Origin of the sequence: Paenibacillus sp. W4I10 (assembly GCF_030816325.1) — a bacterium.
Taxonomy (GTDB): Bacteria; Bacillota; Bacilli; order Paenibacillales; family Paenibacillaceae; genus Paenibacillus; species Paenibacillus amylolyticus_B.
Genome location: NZ_JAUSXX010000001.1, coordinates 759,285 through 781,833 on the forward strand (window position 1 = coordinate 759,285; position 22,549 = coordinate 781,833).

Annotated in this window: 23 protein-coding genes; all 23 read left to right on the plus strand. The window is 47.0% G+C overall.

All coding sequences use genetic code 11. The features are described 5' to 3' along the window. Nucleotides 1-74: 74 nt before the first annotated feature. Nucleotides 75-626 carry a hypothetical protein gene (locus tag QF049_RS03455; RefSeq protein ID WP_307534822.1) on the plus strand — a complete coding sequence of 184 codons (552 nt, stop codon included), beginning with the start codon at nt 75-77 and terminating at the stop codon, nt 624-626. A gap of 101 nt (nt 627-727) precedes the next feature. Next, on the plus strand, nt 728-1,591 hold the full coding sequence (locus QF049_RS03460; protein ID WP_124116206.1) for a heptaprenyl diphosphate synthase component 1: 864 nt from the start codon (nt 728-730) through the stop codon (nt 1,589-1,591). Between the two features lie 15 nt (nt 1,592-1,606). Then, a complete protein-coding gene (locus QF049_RS03465; RefSeq protein ID WP_036607690.1) occupies nt 1,607-2,335 on the plus strand; it encodes a demethylmenaquinone methyltransferase in 729 nt (242 codons plus the stop codon). Further along, a complete protein-coding gene (locus QF049_RS03470; protein WP_091028934.1) occupies nt 2,328-3,194 on the plus strand; it encodes a UbiA-like polyprenyltransferase in 867 nt (288 codons plus the stop codon). Before QF049_RS03465 ends, QF049_RS03470 begins: the two co-directional genes overlap by 8 nt. Then, complete coding sequence (locus tag QF049_RS03475) at nt 3,195-3,815, plus strand: UbiX family flavin prenyltransferase (RefSeq protein WP_307534827.1); 621 nt, start codon at nt 3,195-3,197, stop codon at nt 3,813-3,815. 343 nt (nt 3,816-4,158) lie between these two features. Then, the gene (locus QF049_RS03480; protein WP_017687703.1) at nt 4,159-5,133 is read left to right on the plus strand and encodes a polyprenyl synthetase family protein; all 975 of its coding nucleotides are present in this window, start codon (nt 4,159-4,161) and stop codon (nt 5,131-5,133) included. Nucleotides 5,134-5,287: 154 nt separating this feature from the next. Further along, entirely contained in the window at nt 5,288-5,731 is a 444-nt protein-coding gene (gene ndk, locus QF049_RS03485; RefSeq protein ID WP_017687704.1) for a nucleoside-diphosphate kinase, read from the plus strand. Nucleotides 5,732-5,756: 25 nt separating this feature from the next. Beyond that, nucleotides 5,757-6,551, plus strand: a complete 795-nt coding sequence (locus tag QF049_RS03490) for a CheR family methyltransferase (RefSeq protein ID WP_062835189.1) — start codon at nt 5,757-5,759, stop codon at nt 6,549-6,551. A 178-nt stretch (nt 6,552-6,729) separates the two neighbouring features. Then, nucleotides 6,730-7,899, plus strand: coding sequence for a chorismate synthase (gene aroC, locus QF049_RS03495; RefSeq protein ID WP_017687707.1), 1,170 nt, complete (start codon nt 6,730-6,732; stop codon nt 7,897-7,899). Between the two features lies 1 nt (nt 7,900). Next, nucleotides 7,901-8,995 (plus strand): 3-dehydroquinate synthase, encoded by a 1,095-nt coding sequence (aroB, locus tag QF049_RS03500; protein ID WP_307534830.1) that lies wholly within the window; start codon nt 7,901-7,903, stop codon nt 8,993-8,995. 5 nt (nt 8,996-9,000) lie between these two features. Continuing rightward, entirely contained in the window at nt 9,001-9,378 is a 378-nt protein-coding gene (aroH, locus tag QF049_RS03505; RefSeq protein ID WP_047843558.1) for a chorismate mutase, read from the plus strand. 688 nt (nt 9,379-10,066) lie between these two features. Further along, nucleotides 10,067-11,635, plus strand: coding sequence for an anthranilate synthase component I (trpE, locus tag QF049_RS03510; RefSeq protein ID WP_036607674.1), 1,569 nt, complete (start codon nt 10,067-10,069; stop codon nt 11,633-11,635). Nucleotides 11,636-11,670: 35 nt separating this feature from the next. After that, nucleotides 11,671-12,744: an anthranilate phosphoribosyltransferase gene (gene trpD, locus QF049_RS03515; RefSeq protein WP_373428214.1), complete on the plus strand. Its 1,074-nt coding sequence runs from the start codon at nt 11,671-11,673 to the stop codon at nt 12,742-12,744. Then, nucleotides 12,734-13,522: an indole-3-glycerol phosphate synthase TrpC gene (gene trpC / locus QF049_RS03520; protein ID WP_307534831.1), complete on the plus strand. Its 789-nt coding sequence runs from the start codon at nt 12,734-12,736 to the stop codon at nt 13,520-13,522. The genes trpD and trpC overlap by 11 nt, the downstream gene beginning before the upstream one ends. Before the next feature lie 35 nt (nt 13,523-13,557). Next, nucleotides 13,558-14,259 (plus strand): phosphoribosylanthranilate isomerase, encoded by a 702-nt coding sequence (locus tag QF049_RS03525; protein WP_307543084.1) that lies wholly within the window; start codon nt 13,558-13,560, stop codon nt 14,257-14,259. Continuing rightward, nucleotides 14,256-15,455, plus strand: coding sequence for a tryptophan synthase subunit beta (trpB, locus tag QF049_RS03530; RefSeq protein WP_017687714.1), 1,200 nt, complete (start codon nt 14,256-14,258; stop codon nt 15,453-15,455). Before QF049_RS03525 ends, trpB begins: the two co-directional genes overlap by 4 nt. Continuing rightward, on the plus strand, nt 15,452-16,258 hold the full coding sequence (gene trpA, locus QF049_RS03535) for a tryptophan synthase subunit alpha (RefSeq protein ID WP_307534834.1): 807 nt from the start codon (nt 15,452-15,454) through the stop codon (nt 16,256-16,258). The genes trpB and trpA overlap by 4 nt, the downstream gene beginning before the upstream one ends. 86 nt (nt 16,259-16,344) lie before the next feature. Next, nucleotides 16,345-17,445 (plus strand): histidinol-phosphate transaminase, encoded by a 1,101-nt coding sequence (hisC, locus tag QF049_RS03540; protein WP_307534835.1) that lies wholly within the window; start codon nt 16,345-16,347, stop codon nt 17,443-17,445. Between the two features lie 26 nt (nt 17,446-17,471). After that, on the plus strand, nt 17,472-18,566 hold the full coding sequence (locus QF049_RS03545) for a prephenate dehydrogenase (RefSeq protein WP_124116217.1): 1,095 nt from the start codon (nt 17,472-17,474) through the stop codon (nt 18,564-18,566). Nucleotides 18,567-19,292: 726 nt separating this feature from the next. Then, nucleotides 19,293-19,886 (plus strand): RNA polymerase sigma factor, encoded by a 594-nt coding sequence (locus QF049_RS03550; RefSeq protein ID WP_036607662.1) that lies wholly within the window; start codon nt 19,293-19,295, stop codon nt 19,884-19,886. After that, nucleotides 19,883-20,518 carry an anti-sigma factor family protein gene (locus QF049_RS03555; RefSeq protein ID WP_036607660.1) on the plus strand — a complete coding sequence of 212 codons (636 nt, stop codon included), beginning with the start codon at nt 19,883-19,885 and terminating at the stop codon, nt 20,516-20,518. The genes QF049_RS03550 and QF049_RS03555 overlap by 4 nt, the downstream gene beginning before the upstream one ends. Nucleotides 20,519-20,561: 43 nt before the next feature. Beyond that, complete coding sequence (locus QF049_RS03560; protein ID WP_307534838.1) at nt 20,562-21,161, plus strand: histidine phosphatase family protein; 600 nt, start codon at nt 20,562-20,564, stop codon at nt 21,159-21,161. 233 nt (nt 21,162-21,394) lie between these two features. Beyond that, complete coding sequence (locus QF049_RS03565; RefSeq protein WP_307534840.1) at nt 21,395-22,513, plus strand: hypothetical protein; 1,119 nt, start codon at nt 21,395-21,397, stop codon at nt 22,511-22,513. Nucleotides 22,514-22,549: the final 36 nt, after the last annotated feature.

Genomic DNA, 22,549 nt, shown 5'->3' on the forward strand with positions numbered 1-22,549 from the left:
TTTTTTCATTGTACAATGAGGTATGAGCCTTTACCGGACAGACTACACTAACAGGTAAAGGCAAGGAGGCGTATATGAATCCGCGGATGATTGTTACTGCTTCAATGCTGGCAACGGTTGCGGCGGTCTTTCTGCTTGTTGCGATACAAACCTTACATATGCGTACATGGGGCGGGGAAAACGTACAACCTGCCTCTGCATCACATCATCCGGTTCAGCTAACGAATGACAATCTGGTTGATGTGCTAAGCTCCATGCAACTATCAACTCCCATTGCAAGAGTGGAATGGAAACAGTCCATTTTGACGCTGGACCTCAAAGTTAAAGGAACGGGTACAAGTTACACTGAAATATATGAGAACATGGCAGCTGTGGCGGATCTGGGCTTTCGTACTCTGGATAACGTGGATCAGGTGCTGCTGCGTGTGATGGCAGAAGATGAATGGATGCATAAACGTCATCTGTTGCTTGCTGCTGATATTCGGCGTGGAGAGTGGCCTCTGTATGCGATTGAAACATTACGGAACTGGAAAAGTGCGGCCTTTTCAGATGAATTGAAGGACTGGTTTCATTTGATGGAGACCGAACTCTGGAAGAAGCAATTCGAAATGACAAGTCAGGGGTAATAGAATAGCAGGATTCAGTGCGTGCCCGTTCAACATATGCTATAATATATAAGATTGTAGTGCAGAAATGGTTTAACAATGTTAAGGCTCGGAGGCTGAGAATGAATTCATATCGCGTACCCCAACTAGCAAAGAAATATACGGATTACGACATGATTCGACAACATACGGAAATCCCATCATTTCCGGATAGCCGGGCACGTCTGTTGCAGGTATTTGTAGGCCGCACAGACGAAAAGGTGCATCAAGAGTTATATGCTCTTGCAACTTCGCTCGTTCAGTTGGCCATGGATACGCATGATCGAATCGATACCATTTCCGGTGAGCGTAGAGAGCAGGAGATGCGTTCACGCCAGTTGAATGTACTCGCCGGGGATTATTTAAGTAGCCGTTTTTATCAATTGCTTGCCCAAGCGGGCAGAATTGAAATGATTGGCAAACTCAGTGGTGCTGTATCCGGAGTGAACGCACGCAAGATGACGCTGTATGAACGGATGAAGAAGCTTCTCGTTTCGGCTGATGAATACTTGCGTGAAACGGTACAGCTGAGGATGCAGCTGTTTCTTTCATTTACAGGCATGATTCAACATAACGAAGAGTCCTTATGGAACAGCCTGTTGACTGAATTCAGCTCCTGCGAAACGATCGTGGAAGAACTGAAGCGGATGAATGACGCGAAACAATATCTTCACAGCTATGCATATTGGCACATATACGAGCATGGTAATGACGATGAGCGCAATGTGTTGCGTCAGTCTGAACCGGATGCACGTGCATGGAACGCTATGGTGCTGAAGCATAGGGTTGGCGAGGTTTTGCTGGACAAGCTTCGCGAGTGTACACACCGCATTCAACTGTTGTTGCAAGACGAGGAAGGGCGGATGGGCTTGCAGGAGATACATGCAATTCTAGAGCCTTACTTGGCATATTTGCAGCCTTCACATGCGGCAGTAAGGGAAGATTGAGGGGGAGACAGACGAATGGGGAGCGGAGAGACCAAACCGAAAGAAGAATATGTCCATTCGGTTTTTCAGAGTATAGCCGGAAAATATGATGTCATGAATGATATTCTAAGTTTCCGCAGGCATAAAGCTTGGCGTAAATTCACCATGAAAAAGATGAATATGTCCAAAGGCGATACCGGTCTTGATTTGTGCTGCGGCACATGTGACTGGACACTTGCTATGGCAGAGGCAAGTGAAACGGGGCACATGCACGGACTTGATTTCAGTAGCAACATGCTGGAGGTCGGCCAGACAAAGATCAATGCGGTGCAACGTCAAAAGCAGATTACCTTGACACAGGGAAATGCCATGTCACTTCCTTTTGAAGACAATTCATTTGATTATGTGACGATCGGGTTCGGGCTGCGTAATGTACCTGATCTCAGACAAGTGTTGTCTGAAATGAAACGTGTGGTCAAACCGGGCGGTATGGTTGTGTGCCTGGAATTGTCCAAGCCAACATGGCAGCCGTTCAAAGGCATTTATTATTTTTATTTTGAGAAGGTTTTACCGAATCTTGCCAAAGTGTTTGCTAAAAGTTTTGAGCAGTACAAATGGCTACCGGACTCACTGGCCATTTTTCCGGGAAGGCAGGAACTGGCAGACATTTTTGCAGAAACTGGATTACAACAAGTGCAGGCCTACCCTCTGACCGGAGGTATCGCGGCACTGCATATTGGAACCAAGGAGAATCAGCATGTTTAGGAAAATTCGCATCTTTTTAGAAATGATCAAGATTGAACACACGCTTTTTGCTTTACCTTTTGCATTTATGGGGGCCATTCTCGGCTCCATGGTAGTGAATGATACCTTCCCAAGCTGGATGCAGATCATGTGGGTATTGCTTGCGATGGTCGGCGCACGTAGTGCGGCTTTTGGTTTGAACCGAATTATTGACCAAGCGATTGATGGTAAAAACCCGCGTACCGCGATGAGAGCCATCCCGGCAGGACTGTTGAAAAATGGGGAAGTTGTTATATTTGTCATTATCTCATTTATATTGTTATTCTGGGCCTCATCCAATCTTAATGTATTATCCATGCAGCTGTTGCCTATTGCTGTGTTTATGTTGGTACTGTATTCGTATACCAAACGATTCACATGGTTATGCCACGTCGTTCTCGGAATGACGATTGGTTTGGCACCTCTTGGTGGCTGGGTAGCTGTAACAGGAACGATGGATTGGACAGCGATTGTGCTGTACGTTACGATTGTGTTCTGGACAGCGGGCTTTGATATTATCTATGCATGTCAGGATCTGGAATTTGATCAGGGAGAGGGTCTTCACTCCATACCTTCCCGTTTTGGGCTGGTTAAATCCTTGCAGATCGCTAAGTTCTTCCATGTGATTACTGCAATTGGTTTTCTTGCGTTATTGTTGATGACAGATCTGAGCTGGTGGTATGGCGCAGGCATGTTGGTGACGTATGGAATTCTGTTCTATCAACACTATATTGTATCGCCTAATGATATGAGCCGTGTTCAAACGGCGTTTTTTACCATGAACAGTTTGCTTAGTATAATCGTATTTACTTTCACTTTGATTGATCTGGCGGTGAAATAAATGGTACAGCAGCCGGACAATAAACGACTGGTTGTCGGAATTACCGGAGCGAGTGGCAGCATATATGGCATTCGATTAATTGAAACGCTGCTTGATTTGGAATATAACGTTCATCTGGTCATATCCAATGCAGGGTGGCGTGTACTGAAAGAAGAATTGGACTGGGATGTGACGAATCGGGACACGGTGCTGGAAGAAAAATTCGGCAACCGTGCCGGTTCTCTGATCTATCATCCTGTGAGTGATATAGGGGCCTCCATTGCAAGTGGTTCTTATCTGGCCGACGGCATGATTATCATGCCATGTTCGATGGGAACTCTTTCGTCCATCGCGCAGGGATCGTCGGATAATCTGATGTCTCGCGCAGCCGATGTTATGATGAAAGAGGGAAGAACATTGATCCTCGTACCACGTGAGACGCCTCTTCATGCAATCCATCTGGAGAACATGCTGAAGCTTTCTCGTCTTGGTGTACGAATGATACCGGCTATGCCTGCTTTTTATTACAAACCTCAAACTATGGATGAGTTGATTCTGTTTTTGGTGGGGAAAGTGCTGGATAGCTTGCGCATCCCACATCAACTGTTTACAAGATGGGGAGAACCGGATGAACGGGGATAACGACTGAGTTCGATACAAGGCTGTTTTTTGCCAAAGTGTTGCTCGGTTTATTTGTCCCACGAATCCCGGGGTATTGGTGAGTGCTGATGGTGAGTCTTCATGAACCACAGTCTTGACCCATGCTCCGGCAACTTCTGTATTTTGTTTCAGAACAAGTCGCAGAGTTTAATTTCCGGGTGTCGGCTATGACATTCGGAGAAGAAAAATACGTTAGATTACCTTATAGAAAAACACAAGCAAGAACGGTAAGCCGGGTTTTTCGTAATGCCTGCAGGCCCGACTTGCTGGAGGGGAAGGTAAGCATGAATTTATGGACTGACAATACGCTGATACGGGTGAACGAATGAAACTATTGGATATTTTCGGGTTGTTAAAAAAGGACATGGATTACATTGAGAAAGAGTTGTATCGCAGTGTTCGAGGAGAACAGAAGCTGCTGAGTGAAACGTCACTTCATTTGCTCAAAGCAGGAGGAAAACGGTTGCGGCCCGTTTTTGTGTTACTTGGTGGGAAATTTGGTACATACGACATTGAACGTCTGAAGCTGGTTGCGGTTCCGCTGGAACTCATACATTCGGCATCCCTCGTTCACGATGATGTTATTGATAATGCGGAGACACGCCGAGGCAAACCCACGGTGAAGTCAAAATGGGATAATCGGATTGCCATGTACACTGGAGACTATATCTACGGTAAGGCACTTGAAATGACTGCCGGATTATCCGATCCAGCTATTCATCGTATTCTTGCTAAAGCCATGGTACAGATGTCCATTGGTGAAATGGAGCAAATTCGCGATTTTTTCAATACGGGACAAAGTGTTCGTAACTATCTGCTGCGGATTCGCCGTAAAACAGCACTTCTGATTGCGGTTAGCTGTCAGTTAGGGGCATTGGCCACACGCGCGCCTGAGCATGTATCTTCCCTGCTGTATACGTACGGATACAATGTGGGGATGGCTTTCCAGATTCAAGATGATGTACTTGATCTGGTAGGTACCGAGAAACAACTTGGCAAGCCACCAGGCAGTGATATGAAGCAAGGAAATATTACTCTTCCTGTACTTTATGCCCTAGAAGAATCCGATCTGCGGGAACCTTTGCTTAAGGAGATTTCCCGTGTCCAGCATGAAGAAGGACGGGCAAGTGCATCGGATGCAATTGGAATGATTCGCCAAAGTCAAGGAATCGCTAAAGCAGAAGCCCTTGCTGACCGATATATGAAGAAAGCGCTCGATGCTCTCGATCAGCTACCTAACATCAAGACGACCAAAAACCTGCGTGATATCGCTCATTTTGTGGTTAAACGTACGCATTAATTGTTGTATGACCTTCAACTCTCAGATCGCTCATACCCAAAGATGAACAGACTTGTGATATTCCTCATTGGGAGGATTTGGACATGTATGTTACAATCAGAGGGATTGCGTTTACATAGTGATTAACTTTGAACCGTGAGTGAGGAGTGAGCTGATGGATCGTACATTTTTGATGGTGAAGCCGGATGGTGTGCAGCGTGGATTGATCGGTCGAATTATTAGCCGTCTGGAAGACAAAGGATTTAAGTTGGTGGCAGGCAAATTGGTGCAGATGTCTGAGGATCAGGCAAAACGCCATTATGCTGAACATGAGGGCAAACCGTTTTTCGATGATTTGGTTCGTTTTATCACATCTGGGCCTGTATTTGCCATGGTGTGGGAAGGGGACGATATTGTGGCGCTTGCGCGCATTGTCATCGGAAAAACCAATGTGAAGGAAGCAGCTCCGGGTACCATTCGCGGAGACTTCGCCAGCCACACACCACATAATCTGATTCACGGAGCAGATTCACCGGAAAGTGCTTCCCGTGAAGCAGCAAATTTCTTTGCTTCAGATGAACTGGTGGTATACGACAAGAGCATCGCAGCCTGGTTGTAATTATTAGCCAAAAGGGTGATACACGATGCTGGAGCAAGAACAACTACTAGACCCGGATTACACCGGATTCATTCGTAAAATCAAAGAGAGCACAGGCATTGATCTTGCTCAATACAAGGAAGGCCAGATGAAAAGAAGGCTGACCACACTTCGCAACAAAAACGGGTTTCATACATTTTCTAACTTTTTTGATGCTATGCAGAAAGATAAATCATTGTTCTACGAGTTCCTTGATCGCATGACCATTAACGTGTCGGAATTCTGGCGTAATCCCAATCGTTGGGAAGTACTGCGGGACGAGATCCTGCCTGAACTGCTGGGGTCCAAGCGTCGTGTCAAAGTCTGGAGTGCAGCCTGTTCAACAGGTGAAGAACCTTACACACTCGCCATGATTTTGGACACGATGGGCATTTTGAAGGACAGCTCGATTACGGCAAGTGATCTGGATGAAGGTGCATTGGCCAAAGCCAAAGAAGGGCGTTATATGGAACGCTCACTTAAGGATGTGCCAAAGGAAACGGCGAACCGTTACTTCAAGCAGGATGGCTTGGTATACCGTATTGATGAGCAACTCAAAAATTCGATCAAGTTCATGAAACAAAATTTGCTGGTGGACCGTTTTGACGATGGGTACGACCTGATTGTGTGCCGAAATGTCATGATCTATTTTACCGAGGAAGCCAAAAACCTGTTGTATCACAAATTTGCAGCAAGTTTGCGTCCAGGCGGTATTTTATTTGTGGGCAGTACGGAGCAGATCTTCTCCCCGGGACAATATGGTCTGGAGACAGCAGAAACATTTTTCTATCGGAAAAAATAATGATAATGGTTGTTCAGCCGTCTGAAGCACATGTACATGTGTTCAGGCGGTTATTTGTATACCAAGTACAAGAAAGAGCCGACTTTCTTGTCAAAGCCGGTCAGCTATACTATAATAAGCAAAGAAATTATGGGATTTTAGCAATGTGAAGTTTAACAGTTTAAAGGGGGAACGTATTATGAGTTTACGCTATTTAACCGCAGGGGAGACGCACGGACCCCAATTGACCGCTATTATTGAAGGATTGCCAAGTAATTTGACGATTGATTTTGAAGAACTGAATTTCCAGCTTCACCGCCGCCAAAAGGGATATGGTCGTGGACGCCGGATGCAGATCGAGAAAGATCAGGCGAATTTCGTTGGTGGTATCCGTCACGGATATACAACAGGTGCTCCGGTAGCGCTGGTTGTTCAAAATAACGACTGGAAACATTGGCAGAATATTATGAATATTGAGCCGATCGAAGGCAGTGACGAAGAGAAACGTCGCGTTCATCGTCCTCGTCCCGGACACGCTGATCTGAACGGTGGACTCAAGTATAATCTCAAAGACTTGCGTAACGTACTGGAGCGCTCCAGTGCACGTGAGACAACGGTACGTGTGGCATGTGGTGCCATTGCACGTCAATTCCTGGCCGAATTTGGAATCAAGGTAGCTGGACGTGTACTTCGTATTGGAGAGATCGAAGCTCCATATCAGGACCTTCCGATTGATGAATTGATCGCAGTGACAGAAGCTTCCTCTGTACGTGTCACAGATGCTGAGACAGAGAAGAAGATGGAAGCCTACATCGACCAGATTAAACAAGAAGGCGATTCCATCGGAGGAATCGTGGAATGTATCGTTGAAGGGGTGCCAATTGGTCTTGGCAGTTATGTTCAATACGATCGCAAGCTTGATGCACGAATCGCTCAAGGCGTAATGTCCATTAATGCATTCAAAGGTGTAGAGATTGGTATCGGATTCGAAGCGGGAGTCATTCGTGGATCACAGGTGCATGATGAAATCATGCATACGGATGAGCGCGGCTACCACCGGGCGACCAACCGTCTGGGCGGATTCGAAGGTGGCATGACGAACGGTATGCCTGTAGTTGTACGTGGTGTGATGAAGCCGATCCCAACGTTGTATAAGCCACTGCAAAGTGTCGATATCGATACAAAAGAAGCATTTACGGCTCAGGTTGAGCGCTCGGACGCTTGTGCTGTACCAGCAGCAAGTGTAGTTATGGAGCATGTTGTAGCGTGGGAAATTGCCAAAGCATTCCTGGAGAAATTCGGCGGTGATTCCATGGAAGAGATCCGTGCGAATGTTGCTAGTTATAACGCTCAACTGGAGAATTACTAATATGCGTCAGCTGACGGTACAGTTGGAGGAACGCTCATATCCGATTTTGATTGGCAGCGGCCTACTGGCACAAGCCCCTCAATATTTTGAGCAATATGGCTTGACCAAAAAAAGTCCGTTACTCATCATTACAGATGAAAATGTGGCTCCCAAATACTTGTCAGGTTTGGAGCAAACACTGCGTACGGCTGGTTATACAGTCGTATCGGCGGTTGTGCCCGCTGGTGAAACATCGAAATCCCTTTCGGTATACCAGGATATGATGACTGTTGCGATCGAAGGTAAGCTGGATCGGAGTTCTGCGATTCTGGCCCTAGGTGGTGGTGTCGTAGGTGATCTGGCTGGCTTTGTTGCCGCTACATATATGCGTGGAATCAAGTTTGTTCAAGTACCTACAACGATTTTGGCGCATGACAGCAGTGTAGGCGGCAAGGTGGCTGTCAATCATCCGCTGGCCAAAAATATGATCGGTGCATTCCACCAGCCCGAGCTAGTGCTCTATGATGTGGACACACTTCAATCCTTGCCACCACGAGATGTTTCGGCAGGGTTGTCAGAGATGCTGAAGCACGGGCTGATCCGTGATGAGGCTTTTGCACATTGGTGTGAGGAGCATGCGGAAGAGTTGCTTGCGCTTAATCCGGAAGCGTTAGGATATGGCCTGGAGCGAGGTTGTGGCATTAAGGCAGAGATAGTATCCAGAGACGAACGTGAAAATGGAGAACGTGCGTTGTTGAACCTGGGACACACGATTGGTCATGCCATTGAAGCGATTGCCGGTTATGGAGAATTCCTGCACGGAGAAGCGATCTCGATCGGTATGGCTGGATCAGCATTGCTTGGTGAGAAGCTTGGTGCGCCAGCAGGGCTCTATGAAGATACGGTCCGCATGCTGCGTTCACTCCGCCTTCCAACAACGATGCCTGCACATCTCGACACGGATGCATTAATGGAAGCGATGATGCATGACAAAAAATTCCGTGAAGGTCACATGGTGTTTATCATTCCTGATCGGATCGGGGCTGCAAGAATTGTGAAGGACGTACCTGTGTCGGCAGTTCGGGACGTCATTGAAATGCTCAGGAAGGGAGAATAACAGCAATGGTCACACGGGGAATTCGCGGGGCTACAACAGTCACGCAGAACAACGAAGAACAGATTTTGAAGGAAACGGCTGTATTATTGCAGGAGATCGTGGATCGCAATGAGATCCAACCGGAAGATATCTGCAGTGTGTGGATTACGTTAACTGGGGATCTGGATGCTGCATTCCCGGCAAAAGCTATTCGCCAACTGGATGGCTGGGAACTCGTACCACTAATGTGTGCACTGGAGGTTCCTGTTAAAGGTGCCTTGGCGCAGTGCATTCGTTTCATGGTGCATGTCAATACAAACAAAGCTCAGAATGAAATCAACCATGTGTATCTAAACGGTGCACAGGCATTACGTCCGGATTTGGCAGCACCTTCTGGCTCTTAAGTAGTGGGTTGTCAAACCGATCATAATGATGTATAGTGAGAACCAGTTGAGTAGAGTAGAGATTGAGCTGAGAGCAGCTGAGCTAGTGGAGTATATAGCAGAGTCCAGTGGGTGGTAACCGGGGCAACAGAAACCGGTCAACTGATTCACGGTACGTCGTGCTACGGAATAGGTAACAGGAGCAGGGAAAACAAACGTGTCATAGGACACCTTTTGTTTTGATATATTTTGGTACAAACACAATCAATGCACTCTCCTATATTTTACGAAATATTGGAATGGGAGTTGAAGTGTTATAACTGATATATTTTCCCTATTGGATGATGTGAGATGCATCAATTCAGCGACCTGTGAATAATCCGACAGCGAAGTATAGGGACTTGTTATTTATGAAGCATCACCCTGTTAAATACAGCTTATAACCAAACCTCTACCTGATGGTAGAGGTTTTTTTGTACATATTATTTTTCCTTCTACCCTTATAGGTTCAACTAAACTTTTTACACAAACGGAGAGGACAGAAATAACCTGATGAAGCGGAGCGTTCGCCTTTATCACCGGATTTTCCCTTTAGAAAGGGAGTCAAAAAATCTGGGGATAACAGCGATCGGAAGGTTGTTCTGTCATCGGAGTGTTCAGTGTAAACCTCTCTAGTTGAACTTATATAAATCTGAAAGGACGTGATCTGATGATAACGCCAAACGTTAATCAAGTACTGAAAATGTCGAATGAGTATAATCTGATTCCGGTAGTCAAACGGATTCTGGCAGATATGGAGACTCCGATTCGTATATTTCGCCGTTATGCTGACAACGACCGGGCATTCCTGCTGGAAAGTGTAGAGGGGGGTATCCAATGGGCGAGATACTCGTTCATCGGTACAGATCCGTTCCTGATGATTTCGGCCAAGAAGGGCCGGATTGTTGTAGAAGAAGCAGGGAAAACTCGTGAATTGCCAGGCAAACCGATTGAAGAACTGAAAGCACTGCTGCGTAAGTATCGCAGCCCAAAAGATGATGAACTGCCACCATTCACAGGTGGGGCAATTGGCTTCTTCGGATATGATCTGCTCTCCTATTATGAGAAACTTCCAGCTCACGCGCTGGATGACTTGAATATGGATGACATTCGCTTTATGTTCTGTGACCAGATTATCGTGTTTGACCATGTGAAGCAGCAGATGCTGCTCGTTGGGAATGTACACGTCAAGGACGGTGCAACGGATGACGAGATACGTCAAGCGTATGCAGTGACTTCGGAGAAGCTGGAGCAGGCCGCAGAACGTTTGCAGCAGCAAGGACCAGGGGAGAACCTGAATCCGCGTTCTATTCCGGGAGACGTGGAACTGGGGGATATTCGCTCCAACCTCACGAAGGAGCAGTTTATCGGTAATGTGGAGCAAGCCAAAGATTACATTCGCGCAGGTGATATTTTTCAAGTGGTATTATCCCAGCGTTTCCACATTGATACGGAAGTTTCTCCGCTTCACGTGTATCGTGTGCTTCGGACCCTGAATCCATCACCTTATATGTACTACCTCAAAATGGATGATGAGATTATCGTGGGTACTTCGCCTGAAGCGCTGGTCAAGGTGGACGGGAATCGTGTGGAGACACGACCGATTGCAGGCACACGTCCAAGGGGGGCAACAGAAGCGGAAGATCGTGCACTCGCTGCTGATCTGCTCCAGGATGAGAAGGAACGCGCGGAGCATCTGATGCTGGTTGATCTGGGGCGTAACGATCTGGGCCGGGTATCCAGCTTCGGCAGTGTGAAGTGTGACATGTTCATGGAGATTGAACGGTATTCTCACGTTATGCACATGGTATCCAACGTTACGGGCGAGCTTAGAGAAGATAAGGATTTCTTCGATGCATTCCTCTCTTGCTTGCCAGCGGGTACCGTATCCGGTGCACCGAAACTGCGAGCAATGGAGATTATCGCGGAACTGGAGAAAGAGGCACGGGGTGCTTATGCAGGAGCAATCGGATACCTTGGTTTCTCGGGTAACATGGACTCCTGTATTACGATTCGTACGATTATTTTCAAAAAAGGAAAAGCATATGTACAGGCCGGAGCGGGAATCGTATGGGATTCTGTGCCTGAGAATGAATATGAGGAAACGGTTAACAAAGCTAAAGCATTGCTCAAAGCGATTCGAACAGCAGAAGCAATGTTTCCTGCCAAAGAAAAGGACAGCACGTTGAGACTGGCCAATGCAGACTACTTTGTCACACCAGCGGCCGCTAAGAACTGAGAGAGGAGAGACCGGAGATGAACATAAACCCAATAATGAATGAGAACCCTGTAACCCCCATTGCTGAGATTACTCGTGAGGAAGGCATGAAGCATGGCCTGGCGAAGATTTTGGAGGGCAGCCATCTGGAGCAAGCCGAAGCAAGAGATTTGATGTACTCGATTATGAGAGGTGAGGCAACGCCGGCTCAAATCGGAGGTTTGCTGATGGCGCTGCGGATGAAGGGTGAAACGGTGGATGAGATCACCGGTTTTGCTGAAGCCATGCGTGGTCAGGGCGGACGAATTCTAACGGATGGCAGCGGCTTGCTGGACACTTGTGGAACAGGTGGATCGGGTATTCACAAATTCAACATTTCCACAGCATCCGCCATCATTGCTTCGGCCGTCTCGGTTCGGGTTGCCAAACATGGCAACCGTTCAGCTTCAGGTAAAGCTGGTAGTGCAGATGTATTAGAGGCACTTGGTGTAAATATCCATCTGAACGGCGAGCAGGCCAGACAATGTCTGGATGATATCGGAATCTGCTTTTGTTTTGCCCAGGTATATCACCCTTCCATGCGACATGCGGCAGGACCAAGAAAAGAGCTGGGTGTTCGTACCATTTTCAATATGCTCGGACCATTAACCAATCCTGCGGGAGCAGATCGCCAATTGCTTGGCCTGTATGATCGTTCCCGGACGCCGATGATTGCTGAAGTACTGAATCGCCTTGGTCTCAAAAGAGCGTTGGTTGTGGCCAGCCATGATGGTCTGGATGAAATCAGTATCTCGGCACCGACTCAGGTATCTGAACTTCGCAATGGTGAAGTGCACACCTATGATATTGATCCACGTGATATGGGCTTGTCTATGCATCCGCTCGAAGCGGTGCTTGGAGGAGATGCGGCACAGAATGCCGAAATTATTAAGAGGATCTTCCAGGGTGAGCAGAGTGCCTATCGCGATGTTGTTCTCTTGAACGCGGGAGCGTGCATCTATGTATCCGGTCTTGCAGATAGCATTGCTGAAGGAGTCACACTTGCCGCAGAAGCGGTAGATTCGGGCAAAGCTGCCGGGAAGCTTGAACAGTTAATTCATACAACGGAGGCGTACAGTCATGTATCTTGATCGAATCGTTGCAACCAAACATAAAGAAGTAGAAGTATTGGCACAGACATTTCGCATGGATGAGGCTATCCAAAAAATCGAACAACTACCCGCAACCCGGGGGTTTGAACAAGCACTATCAAGTGGACGCAATCGCAAGCTCGGCCTTATTGCTGAAGTGAAGAAAGCTTCGCCATCCAAAGGGTTGATTCGCCCGGATTTTCATCCGGTAGAGATCGCTGCTGCTTATGAGCGTGCGGGTGCAGACTGCATCTCCGTATTAACGGATGTGTCGTATTTTCAAGGCAGCAACGAGTACTTGCAGGCGATCCATCAAGCGGTGAATATTCCGCTATTACGCAAGGATTTTATTATAGATGAACGACAGATTGCCGAGGCAAGATTATTGGGTGCGGATGCGATATTGCTGATTGCCAGTATTCTGACACCTGAACAGATTCGTCAATATCTGGAATTTGCCAAAAGTTTGGGGCTGGACGCTTTGATTGAAGTCCATGATCGAACAGAATTGGAGCAGGTATTGGAGATTCCGCAGGCAACACTAGTGGGCATCAACAATCGGAATTTGAAAACATTCGAAACCAGTCTGAACACGACACTGGATTTGATGGAATTGATTCCAAGTGGCGTTACCTTGATTAGCGAAAGTGGTATTGACGGGCCAGAATCAACAGTACCTCTGATCCAGGCCGGTGTTCATGGTATTCTCGTAGGTGAGCATCTCATGCGCGAGGATGATGTCGAGGCGGCTGTATATGATCTAATGGGACCCAAATGATGAATACTTCCATACACGATGGCACAGGCGACAGTATGTCAGAACTGAGAAACCCGCTGCCAGCGGCCGTAAAAATATGTGGACTTCAGGACGTTGAAGTGCTAAAATCGATGATAAACTTGCCTGTGGATTACATTGGTGTTGTTTTTGCCAAATCACGCCGTCGAATCGAACCTGAGCAGGCTGCTGCATTAAGAACGGTGTTGTTCGAATGGTCTACCTATGATCGGCCGAAGCTTGCGGGTGTATTTGTGAATCCTACGCTTGATGAACTGGAACACATTATGGACATTGCTCACCTGGATGTTATTCAGCTGCATGGACAAGAGACTGCGGAATTTTGCCAGCAGGTGAAGCAACGGTGGAATGCCAAAGTGTTCAAAGTTTTTTCTTTTCCCAAAGATGAAACGGGACCGGAAGCTGATGATGCAGCCATAAGGGCTCTTGATACTTATGATAAATTCGTGGATGCGATATTGCTTGATACGCATGATCCTCTATATGGAGGGGGCTCCGGGAAGACGTTTGCCTGGGAGCGAATCCCTGCCTATGCTGAATGGGCAAAAAGTCGCGAAATTGCTCTGTTCGTTGCAGGAGGTTTGCAGCCGGACAATGTACAACAACTAATACAGACATATGCACCTTTCGGCGTCGATGTATCCAGCGGCGTGGAGACTGAAGGTGTGAAGGATATTGCCAAAATTACAGCATTCGTAGAAAGGGTGAAGCAGGCATGACACATCAATTGCCGGATCAACACGGGCGTTTCGGTCACTTCGGAGGCCGCTTTGTACCTGAGACACTAATGAACGCACTCATAGAGCTGGAGGAGGCATATAGCCACTTCTCTGAAGATGAGGAATTCAACAAGGAACTGAACTATCTGCTAAGCGAGTATTCTGGACGTGAAACGCCATTGTATCATGCAGAGCAATTGTCACGCCGATTGGGCGGACCGAAAATTTATCTGAAACGTGAAGATCTCAATCATACAGGCGCGCACAAAATTAATAACGCCATTGGACAAGGTTTGCTTGCCAAACGGATGGGCAAAAAGAAAGTTATTGCCGAAACAGGTGCAGGTCAACATGGCGTTGCAACGGCAACCGTAGCCGCATTGCTTGGATTGGAATGCAAAGTATTTATGGGCGAAGAAGATACAGAGCGTCAACAGTTAAACGTATTTCGGATGAAGCTGCTCGGTGCAGAAGTGATTCCGGTTACGTCCGGAACACGGACACTGAAGGATGCTGGTAATGAAGCGCTTCGCTACTGGGTCAGCAATGTGGAGGATACGTTCTATGTGCTCGGATCAGTGGTTGGTCCTCATCCATATCCGATGATGGTGCGGAATTTCCAACGTGTGATTGGTGATGAGACCCGTCGTCAGATTCAGGAGATCGAAGGGCGTTTGCCGGATGTAATTGTAGCAGCTGTCGGTGGCGGAAGTAATGCGATCGGTATGTTCTATCCATTTATCGGTGATCAGGATGTGAAGCTTGTTGGTGTTGAAGCCGCAGGCAAAGGGGTCGAAACCGAGTATCATGCTGCGACGATGACCAAAGGTACGCATGGTGTATTCCAGGGATCTATGAGTTACCTGTTGCAGGATGAGTATGGACAGGTTCAGCCAGCGCATTCCATCTCGGCCGGACTTGATTATCCGGGTGTTGGTCCGGAGCATTCCTATCTCAAGGATATTGAACGGGCAAAATATGTACCGATCACGGATCAGGAAGCACTGGATGCCCTGCAACTCCTATGTCGGACGGAGGGAATCATTCCTGCTCTGGAGTCTGCACATGCGGTAGCCCAAGTTGTTAAACTGGCGCCTGAACTTACAGCAGATGATATTGTAGTCATTTGTCTGTCGGGACGTGGAGACAAGGATGTTGAATCCATCATGAAATACACGGGAGGTGACTTGGGATGAATCTGATGGACCAGACCTTCCAGCAATTGAAGGAACAGAAGCGCACGGCACTTATTCCATTCTTAACCGTGGGGGACCCGGATGTGGACACAACGATTGATATCATCAAGGAGCTTGAACAGGCTGGAGCGGATATTTTGGAATTGGGTGTTCCCTATTCCGATCCGCTTGCGGATGGCCCAGTCATTCAGCGTGCTTCCGAACGTGCGCTGAAAAGCCAGATTACCATTCGTACTGTTATGGAAACCGCTGCAAAAGCTCGTAAGGCAGGTGTGAAACTGCCGTTTGTACTGTTCACCTATTATAATCCGGTATTGCAGACAGGACTGGATGTATTCTTTGATGAATTGGTCAAACACGATATTAGTGGCATGATCATTCCGGACCTGCCGATTGAGGAAGCGGAAGATGTGCGAGAACGCGCAAATCGTGCTGGTGTGCATCTGGTGCCGCTTGTTGCACCTACATCTAATGCCCGGATTGAGCGGATTGTAACGGGAGCGAGTGGCTTTATCTATTGTGTATCTTCTCTTGGCGTAACCGGAGAGAGAGCTTCTTTCTTTGATGGCGTTGAAAGCTTCATTGAGACGGTGAAAAGTCTGACAGACCTCCCTGTAGCGGTAGGTTTTGGTATCTCCAGTCATGAGCAGGTGGCACATTTCTCCCGCATCTGCGATGGCGTTGTTGTAGGTAGTGCCATTGTTCGTCAGGTGGAAGATGCGATTCCTCTGCTTGAAAATCCGGATACGCGTGCAGCAGGACTGTTGCAAATTCGCAACTTTGTGGCACAATTAAAGGGATAGGGATGTCCTGAAAGTACATCTTTTGGACACGTGAGGTGCATGATGATTCGTGTCTAACATTATTTCAATAACAGGAGGCGGTCGGGTTGAAACCGAAATCCCAGATTGTCAATCTGCCTGTGTACCAGCCGGGCAAACCGATTGAAGAAGTGAAACGTGAACTGGGGCTTGAACAAGTCATCAAGCTGGCCTCCAACGAAAACCCGTACGGCAGTTCTCCTGCCGCCCTGGAAGCCATTACGAGAGAAATGACTAATATAAGCATATACCCAGACGGTAGCTCGGTTGAGCTGACGGGAGTTCTTGCCAAGCATCTTGGTGTTGAACGGAACAACTTAATATTTGGTTGTGGTTCCGATGAGATTATTGCTTTGATCACAAGAGCTTTCTTTTTGCCGGGTGACGAGACCATCATGGCAGATCAGACATTCTCCGTATATAAAAGCAATGCAGATATTGAGGGTGCCGTGACCATCGAAGTGCCTCTGAAAGATGGCACGCATGATCTGAGCGCGATGCTCGCGCAAATTAACGACAAAACCAAAGCAGTATGGGTGTGTAATCCAAATAATCCGACAGGTACGATTATCTCCGAGCAGGAACTTACAGCTTTTATGGACCGTGTGCCTGCTCATGTGATGGTCATACTGGACGAAGCTTATTATGAATTCGTAACCGATGAAGCATATCCGCAAAGCGTACCATTGATCGAACGGTATCCTAACTTGGTCATACTGCGGACATTCTCCAAAATTTACGGTTTGGCTTCACTTCGGATCGGGTACGGCATTGCACGTCCCGAAATTATTGATTTGATTAACCGTGTACGTGAACCGTTTAACACCTCCCGTTTTGGACAGGTTGCGGCAACCGCTGCACTACTGGATCAGGATTTTGTTCAAGAGTGCTCGAAGCGGAATGCAACGGATCGGGATTACCTGCAAAATGAATTTACACGGTTGGGATTGTCATATTTCCCTTCACAGGGTAATTTCATTATGGTTGATCTGGATATGCCTTCAGCAATTGCGTTCCAATCCTTGCTCAAACAAGGCATTATCGTTCGCCCAGGATTCCACGTATACCCAACTTACATTCGTGTGTCCGTCGGAACATCAGAACAGAACCGTGCTTTTGTCACGGCACTGGAGAACACGCTGGCTGAGAAGGCGGTAGCACGCCCTTAATACTGGCGATGAAAGAGTGAGGACCCATGAAACTAAAAATTGCAATGATTGGTGTAGGACTCATCGGCGGTTCACTGGCGCTCTGCTTCAAAGGCAAGCCAGATGTAACCGTGATGGGCTACGCCCACTTGGATGAACTGAAGGACAAGTACATAGCGAGCGGTGTAGTGGATGATGCTACGCTCTCTCTGGAAGAAGCGGTAGACGATGCCGACTTTATTTTTTTGTGCGTTCCCGTAGGTTTGCTTGAATCCTATTTCGAAAAGCTCTCCAAGCTGCCATTGAAAAAAGGATGTATCATCACGGACGTAGGAAGCACAAAAGCTTCCATTGCCGCATGTGCCGAGCATGTGCGGTTGACTGACGCTTACTTCATTGGTGGTCATCCTATGGCGGGGTCGGAGCGTGCAGGCGTAGATGCGGCCTCAGCTGTGTTGTTTGAGAATGCATACTATGTCTTAACCCCTTCAGAACATGTACCTGAGGAAGCCTACAGCAGGCTGTCTGAGCTGCTTGCGTATACGCGGGCACAGATCGTGCGTGTGGAGCCTCTGCTGCACGATGACATCGTGGGGGCGATTAGTCATCTGCCACATGTTATTGCTGTTGCGCTGGTGAATCAGGTGCGTGAATATAATGAGTCGAATCCACTGTATAAAATGCTGGCTGCAGGTGGTTTTCGGGATATTACCCGGATTGCGTCCAGTGATGCGATTGTGTGGAGAGATATCTTGCTTAGCAACCGTGATGTACTGCTGGGCTTGCTTAAGGACTGGAATAGCCAGATGACGGCCTTTACGGATATGCTGGAGCATAAGAACGGTGAAGGTATAGAGGAGGCATTCCGTCAGGCCCGCGAGTTCCGCAGTATATTACCAGAACGACGCAAAGGCATGATTTCGCCTTTATTTGATCTATATACTGATGTCCAGGATGCACCGGGTATGATTGGTAAGATCGCAACTGAGCTTGGTGCGAATGATATCAACTTGAGCAACTTGGAGATTATCGAAAACCGGGTGGATGTGCCGGGTATTATGCGTCTGTCTTTCCGTCAGGAAGAAGATATGGAACGAGCCAAGACTTTGTTGGATTCCTTAGGCTATCAAGTGTGGATATAAGACGAGAAAGAGGGCGAAAGCCCTCTTTTTTGTGAGGTTATTTTGGAGTTATTATTTGATTTTCAGTCACGGAAAAAAGGATGTATTATCCTGAATTACCGAAAGATATAATTAATTCAAACAATTTTACTGAAAGTGTTGACAAAATGAAAACGTATACATATAATAAGGGTACAGTATGGTTTCTCTCCACTCCTATCCAATAACTGTATTGCTCCACGTGAGCAATGGCCGCTTATGTAAGCGGTCTTTTTTTTGTCTTAAAAAGTTATGGGTGAGGCACTGATATGTTAAAAGTTACACTTAAACTTACACCCTCTATTTACATACTCCCTCCTTAATCTGTTAGCATACCTTAGATCAAAAAAAATATCACATTTTTGTAACCTTTTCAGTACGTCGTCCGTCTATATAAGGGAGGCTTACCAAAAAGGCTCAAAATGAAGTCATGAACGTGAAAATGACTGCATATGAATGACAGGTCGGGTTCTGTGGATGCCAATAGATTTGCCAGGATGATGCAGACCGTTGTACAATAATACTGTTAATGTAGAAACGTTGGGGAAATTGCCATTACATAGGGGAATTTGGCGGGAAGGCCAGTTATGGCGCTGAACGCTTTTTATATGCGGTGAGAACCGCAACTTTTTTGTGCCTGTTCGGTAATACATGGATAGAGTCGAACGGGGAGAAGCACATGGATGGGCGAGGAGGGGTCGCACTCAAATGACGGATTCCCAGTTGATTCGAGAGATCAAGGAAGGTAACCTGGAGTTATATTCCGAGCTGATGAGTCGTTATCAGCGTAAAATACTGGCTTTCGTATATCATATGTTGAAAAGTTCCAATATGGAGCTGCTTGCGGAAGATCTCTGTTCTGAGACTTTCTATAAGGCGTTCCGCAGTCTGCACTCTTTCCGTGAGGTGGATGCCTCATTCTCAACCTGGTTATATACCATTGCGAGAAATACGGTACTGAGTGAGCTTCGCAAACAGCGCAGCGGAAATGTCCCACTTGAAGAGAGCGGGATTGTTCCCGTTGCTCCTTCGGAGAATACACCGGAGTATGCTGTACTACGCAGCGAGCGGGTGATGCTGGTTAGGGATGCGATTAACAATTTACCGGAGAAGCAGCGTTCTGCGATTATACTCCGTGAGTATGATCAACTAGACTACCAAGAGATTGCGAATATTCTTGGGCAGAGCGTCAGTTCTGTGAAATCGCTATTATTCAGAGCAAGATCAAGCGTAAAAACTCAATTGGAACCTTATTTCTTCGAACCGGTGTACGAGCCATATGAAGGGATGAAGAACCGATGAATTGCAATGAAGCCCAGGAACTGTTTGCACTGGTCTGGGACTTGCCGGAAACTCATCCTCAGCGGATTGCATTTCATGCTCATCTCGCTGGTTGTGAAGAGTGCTCCGAGCAGTTTGAGGTCTGGGAAGAAGCTCAGATCTTGCTGCACAGCATTCCGGTTCCAGTGACAGAACAACAAGCAGAGAGAGTGAACCGTAACGTGATGGACCGGATCTATGCGGAGTCTCCATGGTTACTGCCGGAAGAGGTAAAGGTTAATCGTTTCTCTGCTGTGATCCGCAAGCATATGTCTTTGTGGATTGCCGCGTTCCTGGCTATTTTTTTATGCAGCTTTCTGTATATGGCAATGTTTAAGCCAGACGTATCAGAAGCTGAGCAAACCAAAGTTGTTACTACGGGTATCCTGGAGACAGGGGTTGCCGGAAGCGGACCATCGTCCTCTGGAATGTATCAGTACAACATGACTGGAGCGGACAGAGGAAGTATCATAGAACCTTTTGTTGTGAGCATGGGACCTGCTTATCCGCAGTATTGGATGGCACTCTCTTTACTTGCAATAGGAATGGCGTTATTTTCTCTTGGACGTATGCATCGAACAACGAATAAACGCAAACAAGGTGCGAGTGCATAGGTAATAACCTTTCGTTCGCCGTGTGGAGAAATGAGGGATGTAAGTGCGAATCGGGCTTATTCGTCACGGTCTTACAGACTGGAATGCGGCGGGCCGTATACAGGGTCAGACGGATATTCCTCTGAATGGAGAAGGTCGTGAACAGGCAGAGCGCCTGGGAAGACGTCTTCTGAAGGAAGAATACCAATGGGACTATATCATCACAAGTGGATTATCGCGGGCACAGGAAACAGGGGAGATTATCTCCAAGCTGTTGAATGTACCTTTGCTTGAGCCGGACGCACGGTTGAAAGAAAGGGCTTTTGGTCAGATTGAAGGTCTGACTTCAGAAGAACGGGTTGCCCGTTGGGGCCAAGCCTGGGAGACATTGGACTTGGGACAGGAGCAGATAGCGGATATCCAGATTCGTGCACTGGCGTTTCTGGAAGATCTATGGTCTGCCTATTCGGACCAAAACGTACTCATTGTCACTCACGGAGCTTTCTTGGCCAACCTGTTAACAGCCTTGTTTAAAGATCGGTATACAGAACGGATTGGAAACCTGTCACTGACGATCCTGGAAAAGGAACGTGATGACTGGAGTCCGCTGTTATATAATTGCACACGACATCTGTCTTTGGACACTGCGAAACAACCTGAGTAATCCAACTTGGGTTGTTTTTTTGCATTTTATGGGGAAATAAAGACTTTATATGATTTCAAACCTCTCATTTTTCTTCTGATTGACCAACTTGGGGCATAGTATGGTTTAAAACATAAAAGATTTCCAAAAAGAGGTTTAGATTATGGGAATTCCGTCAACGATGTTTACAAAACCAAACTATTTCAGGCTCCGAATCATCAGTCGAAGTAGTTAACGGGCGAGGCGATGGACCCATGAATCTAGCGGATATGCTTACTTTTGCCGATATTGGCCAGCTTAATCGAATAGCAGACTATTACCAATGTGAATGCAAGCCCAATTCCAAACACGAACTCATCCAGAGTATTCTCACTACATTGGGCAGCAGACCCTTTTTTGAGCAGCAGGTACGTCAACTGAATCAAGCAGATCAGCGCTTTTTGAACAACTTGTTGTTTGATCCTCGCCAGTATTATGGTATGGAAGAACTCATTGCCATAGCCCGTCAATCGATGGACAAAAAGGAGAGTGAGGCTGGCGCGAGTCCACGTGATCTCATCGTTCGCTTTAATAAGAGTGGATGGTTGTTCAATGGGACAACGCAGCAGACCAGGTATTTGTATCAGGTACCCCAGGATCTGAAATTAAGATTCAGGGATGTGTTATCCACACATCTGCGAGCAGGGATTACCAAAACAACGGAACCACCCATGTATCGGGATGAATATCATCTCTTAGCGGATGATCTCAAGTTGTTCCTGCAGTTTGTCCAGCAGCACGAGATTGCCCTTAACGCTGAAGGAATGATGTACCGTCGCTCTCAACAGCAGATTATGGAGCATCTGCACATTAGTGAGGAATTGGTGGGCAAAGGTGGATGGAGATTCGGATATGGCCGTTCCTTCAAGGATTACCCGGATCGTTTTGCACTTCTCTACGACTATGCATTTCACCATCGGCTGGTTCGTGAGGAGCAAGGCACGCTGAAGTTATCACCAGCTGGAGAAGACAAGCTGGCAGCTGAGAAAACAGCCGAAATGATACAGCTATTTAGGTTTTGGTTAAGATTGTATAAAGGTGCTATTCCCAATCTGTCCTCTATTGTGTATTGGACAGGCGAATGTGCCCAAGAATGGTCAACCGCCGAGTCACTGTTTCGTCAGATCGGTCCGTTCATTCAGCCGTTTTACTATGATACGGCCGAGGCCATTTATGATAACAGAATTGTTAAAATGATGTTGCATCTTGGCATGGTCCGTATTGGGGAACATGAGGAAGGCAGGACGATACAAATGACAGCCTGGGGCACACGTCTTGCTTCATCCTGTCGCTCCATCTCAGGAGACATTACACCTATTATGTTTGACAAGTGAAGGACAAGTTGCTAAAATCACTCCCAAATTAAGGAG

Coding starts and splice junctions, on each gene's coding strand:
- aroC (WP_017687707.1), top strand. CDS start 6,730: ATGAGTTTACGCTATTTAACCGCAGGGGAGACGCACGGACCCCAATTG.
- QF049_RS03550 (WP_036607662.1), top strand. CDS start 19,293: ATGACGGATTCCCAGTTGATTCGAGAGATCAAGGAAGGTAACCTGGAG.
- QF049_RS03475 (WP_307534827.1), top strand. CDS start 3,195: ATGGTACAGCAGCCGGACAATAAACGACTGGTTGTCGGAATTACCGGA.
- aroB (WP_307534830.1), top strand. CDS start 7,901: ATGCGTCAGCTGACGGTACAGTTGGAGGAACGCTCATATCCGATTTTG.
- QF049_RS03480 (WP_017687703.1), top strand. CDS start 4,159: ATGAAACTATTGGATATTTTCGGGTTGTTAAAAAAGGACATGGATTAC.
- QF049_RS03555 (WP_036607660.1), top strand. CDS start 19,883: ATGAATTGCAATGAAGCCCAGGAACTGTTTGCACTGGTCTGGGACTTG.
- QF049_RS03455 (WP_307534822.1), top strand. CDS start 75: ATGAATCCGCGGATGATTGTTACTGCTTCAATGCTGGCAACGGTTGCG.
- QF049_RS03460 (WP_124116206.1), top strand. CDS start 728: ATGAATTCATATCGCGTACCCCAACTAGCAAAGAAATATACGGATTAC.
- QF049_RS03525 (WP_307543084.1), top strand. CDS start 13,558: ATGTCAGAACTGAGAAACCCGCTGCCAGCGGCCGTAAAAATATGTGGA.
- QF049_RS03465 (WP_036607690.1), top strand. CDS start 1,607: ATGGGGAGCGGAGAGACCAAACCGAAAGAAGAATATGTCCATTCGGTT.
- trpE (WP_036607674.1), top strand. CDS start 10,067: ATGATAACGCCAAACGTTAATCAAGTACTGAAAATGTCGAATGAGTAT.
- QF049_RS03490 (WP_062835189.1), top strand. CDS start 5,757: ATGCTGGAGCAAGAACAACTACTAGACCCGGATTACACCGGATTCATT.
- QF049_RS03470 (WP_091028934.1), top strand. CDS start 2,328: ATGTTTAGGAAAATTCGCATCTTTTTAGAAATGATCAAGATTGAACAC.
- trpA (WP_307534834.1), top strand. CDS start 15,452: ATGAATCTGATGGACCAGACCTTCCAGCAATTGAAGGAACAGAAGCGC.
- trpC (WP_307534831.1), top strand. CDS start 12,734: ATGTATCTTGATCGAATCGTTGCAACCAAACATAAAGAAGTAGAAGTA.
- QF049_RS03565 (WP_307534840.1), top strand. CDS start 21,395: ATGAATCTAGCGGATATGCTTACTTTTGCCGATATTGGCCAGCTTAAT.
- trpB (WP_017687714.1), top strand. CDS start 14,256: ATGACACATCAATTGCCGGATCAACACGGGCGTTTCGGTCACTTCGGA.
- QF049_RS03545 (WP_124116217.1), top strand. CDS start 17,472: ATGAAACTAAAAATTGCAATGATTGGTGTAGGACTCATCGGCGGTTCA.
- trpD (WP_373428214.1), top strand. CDS start 11,671: ATGAATGAGAACCCTGTAACCCCCATTGCTGAGATTACTCGTGAGGAA.
- ndk (WP_017687704.1), top strand. CDS start 5,288: ATGGATCGTACATTTTTGATGGTGAAGCCGGATGGTGTGCAGCGTGGA.
- aroH (WP_047843558.1), top strand. CDS start 9,001: ATGGTCACACGGGGAATTCGCGGGGCTACAACAGTCACGCAGAACAAC.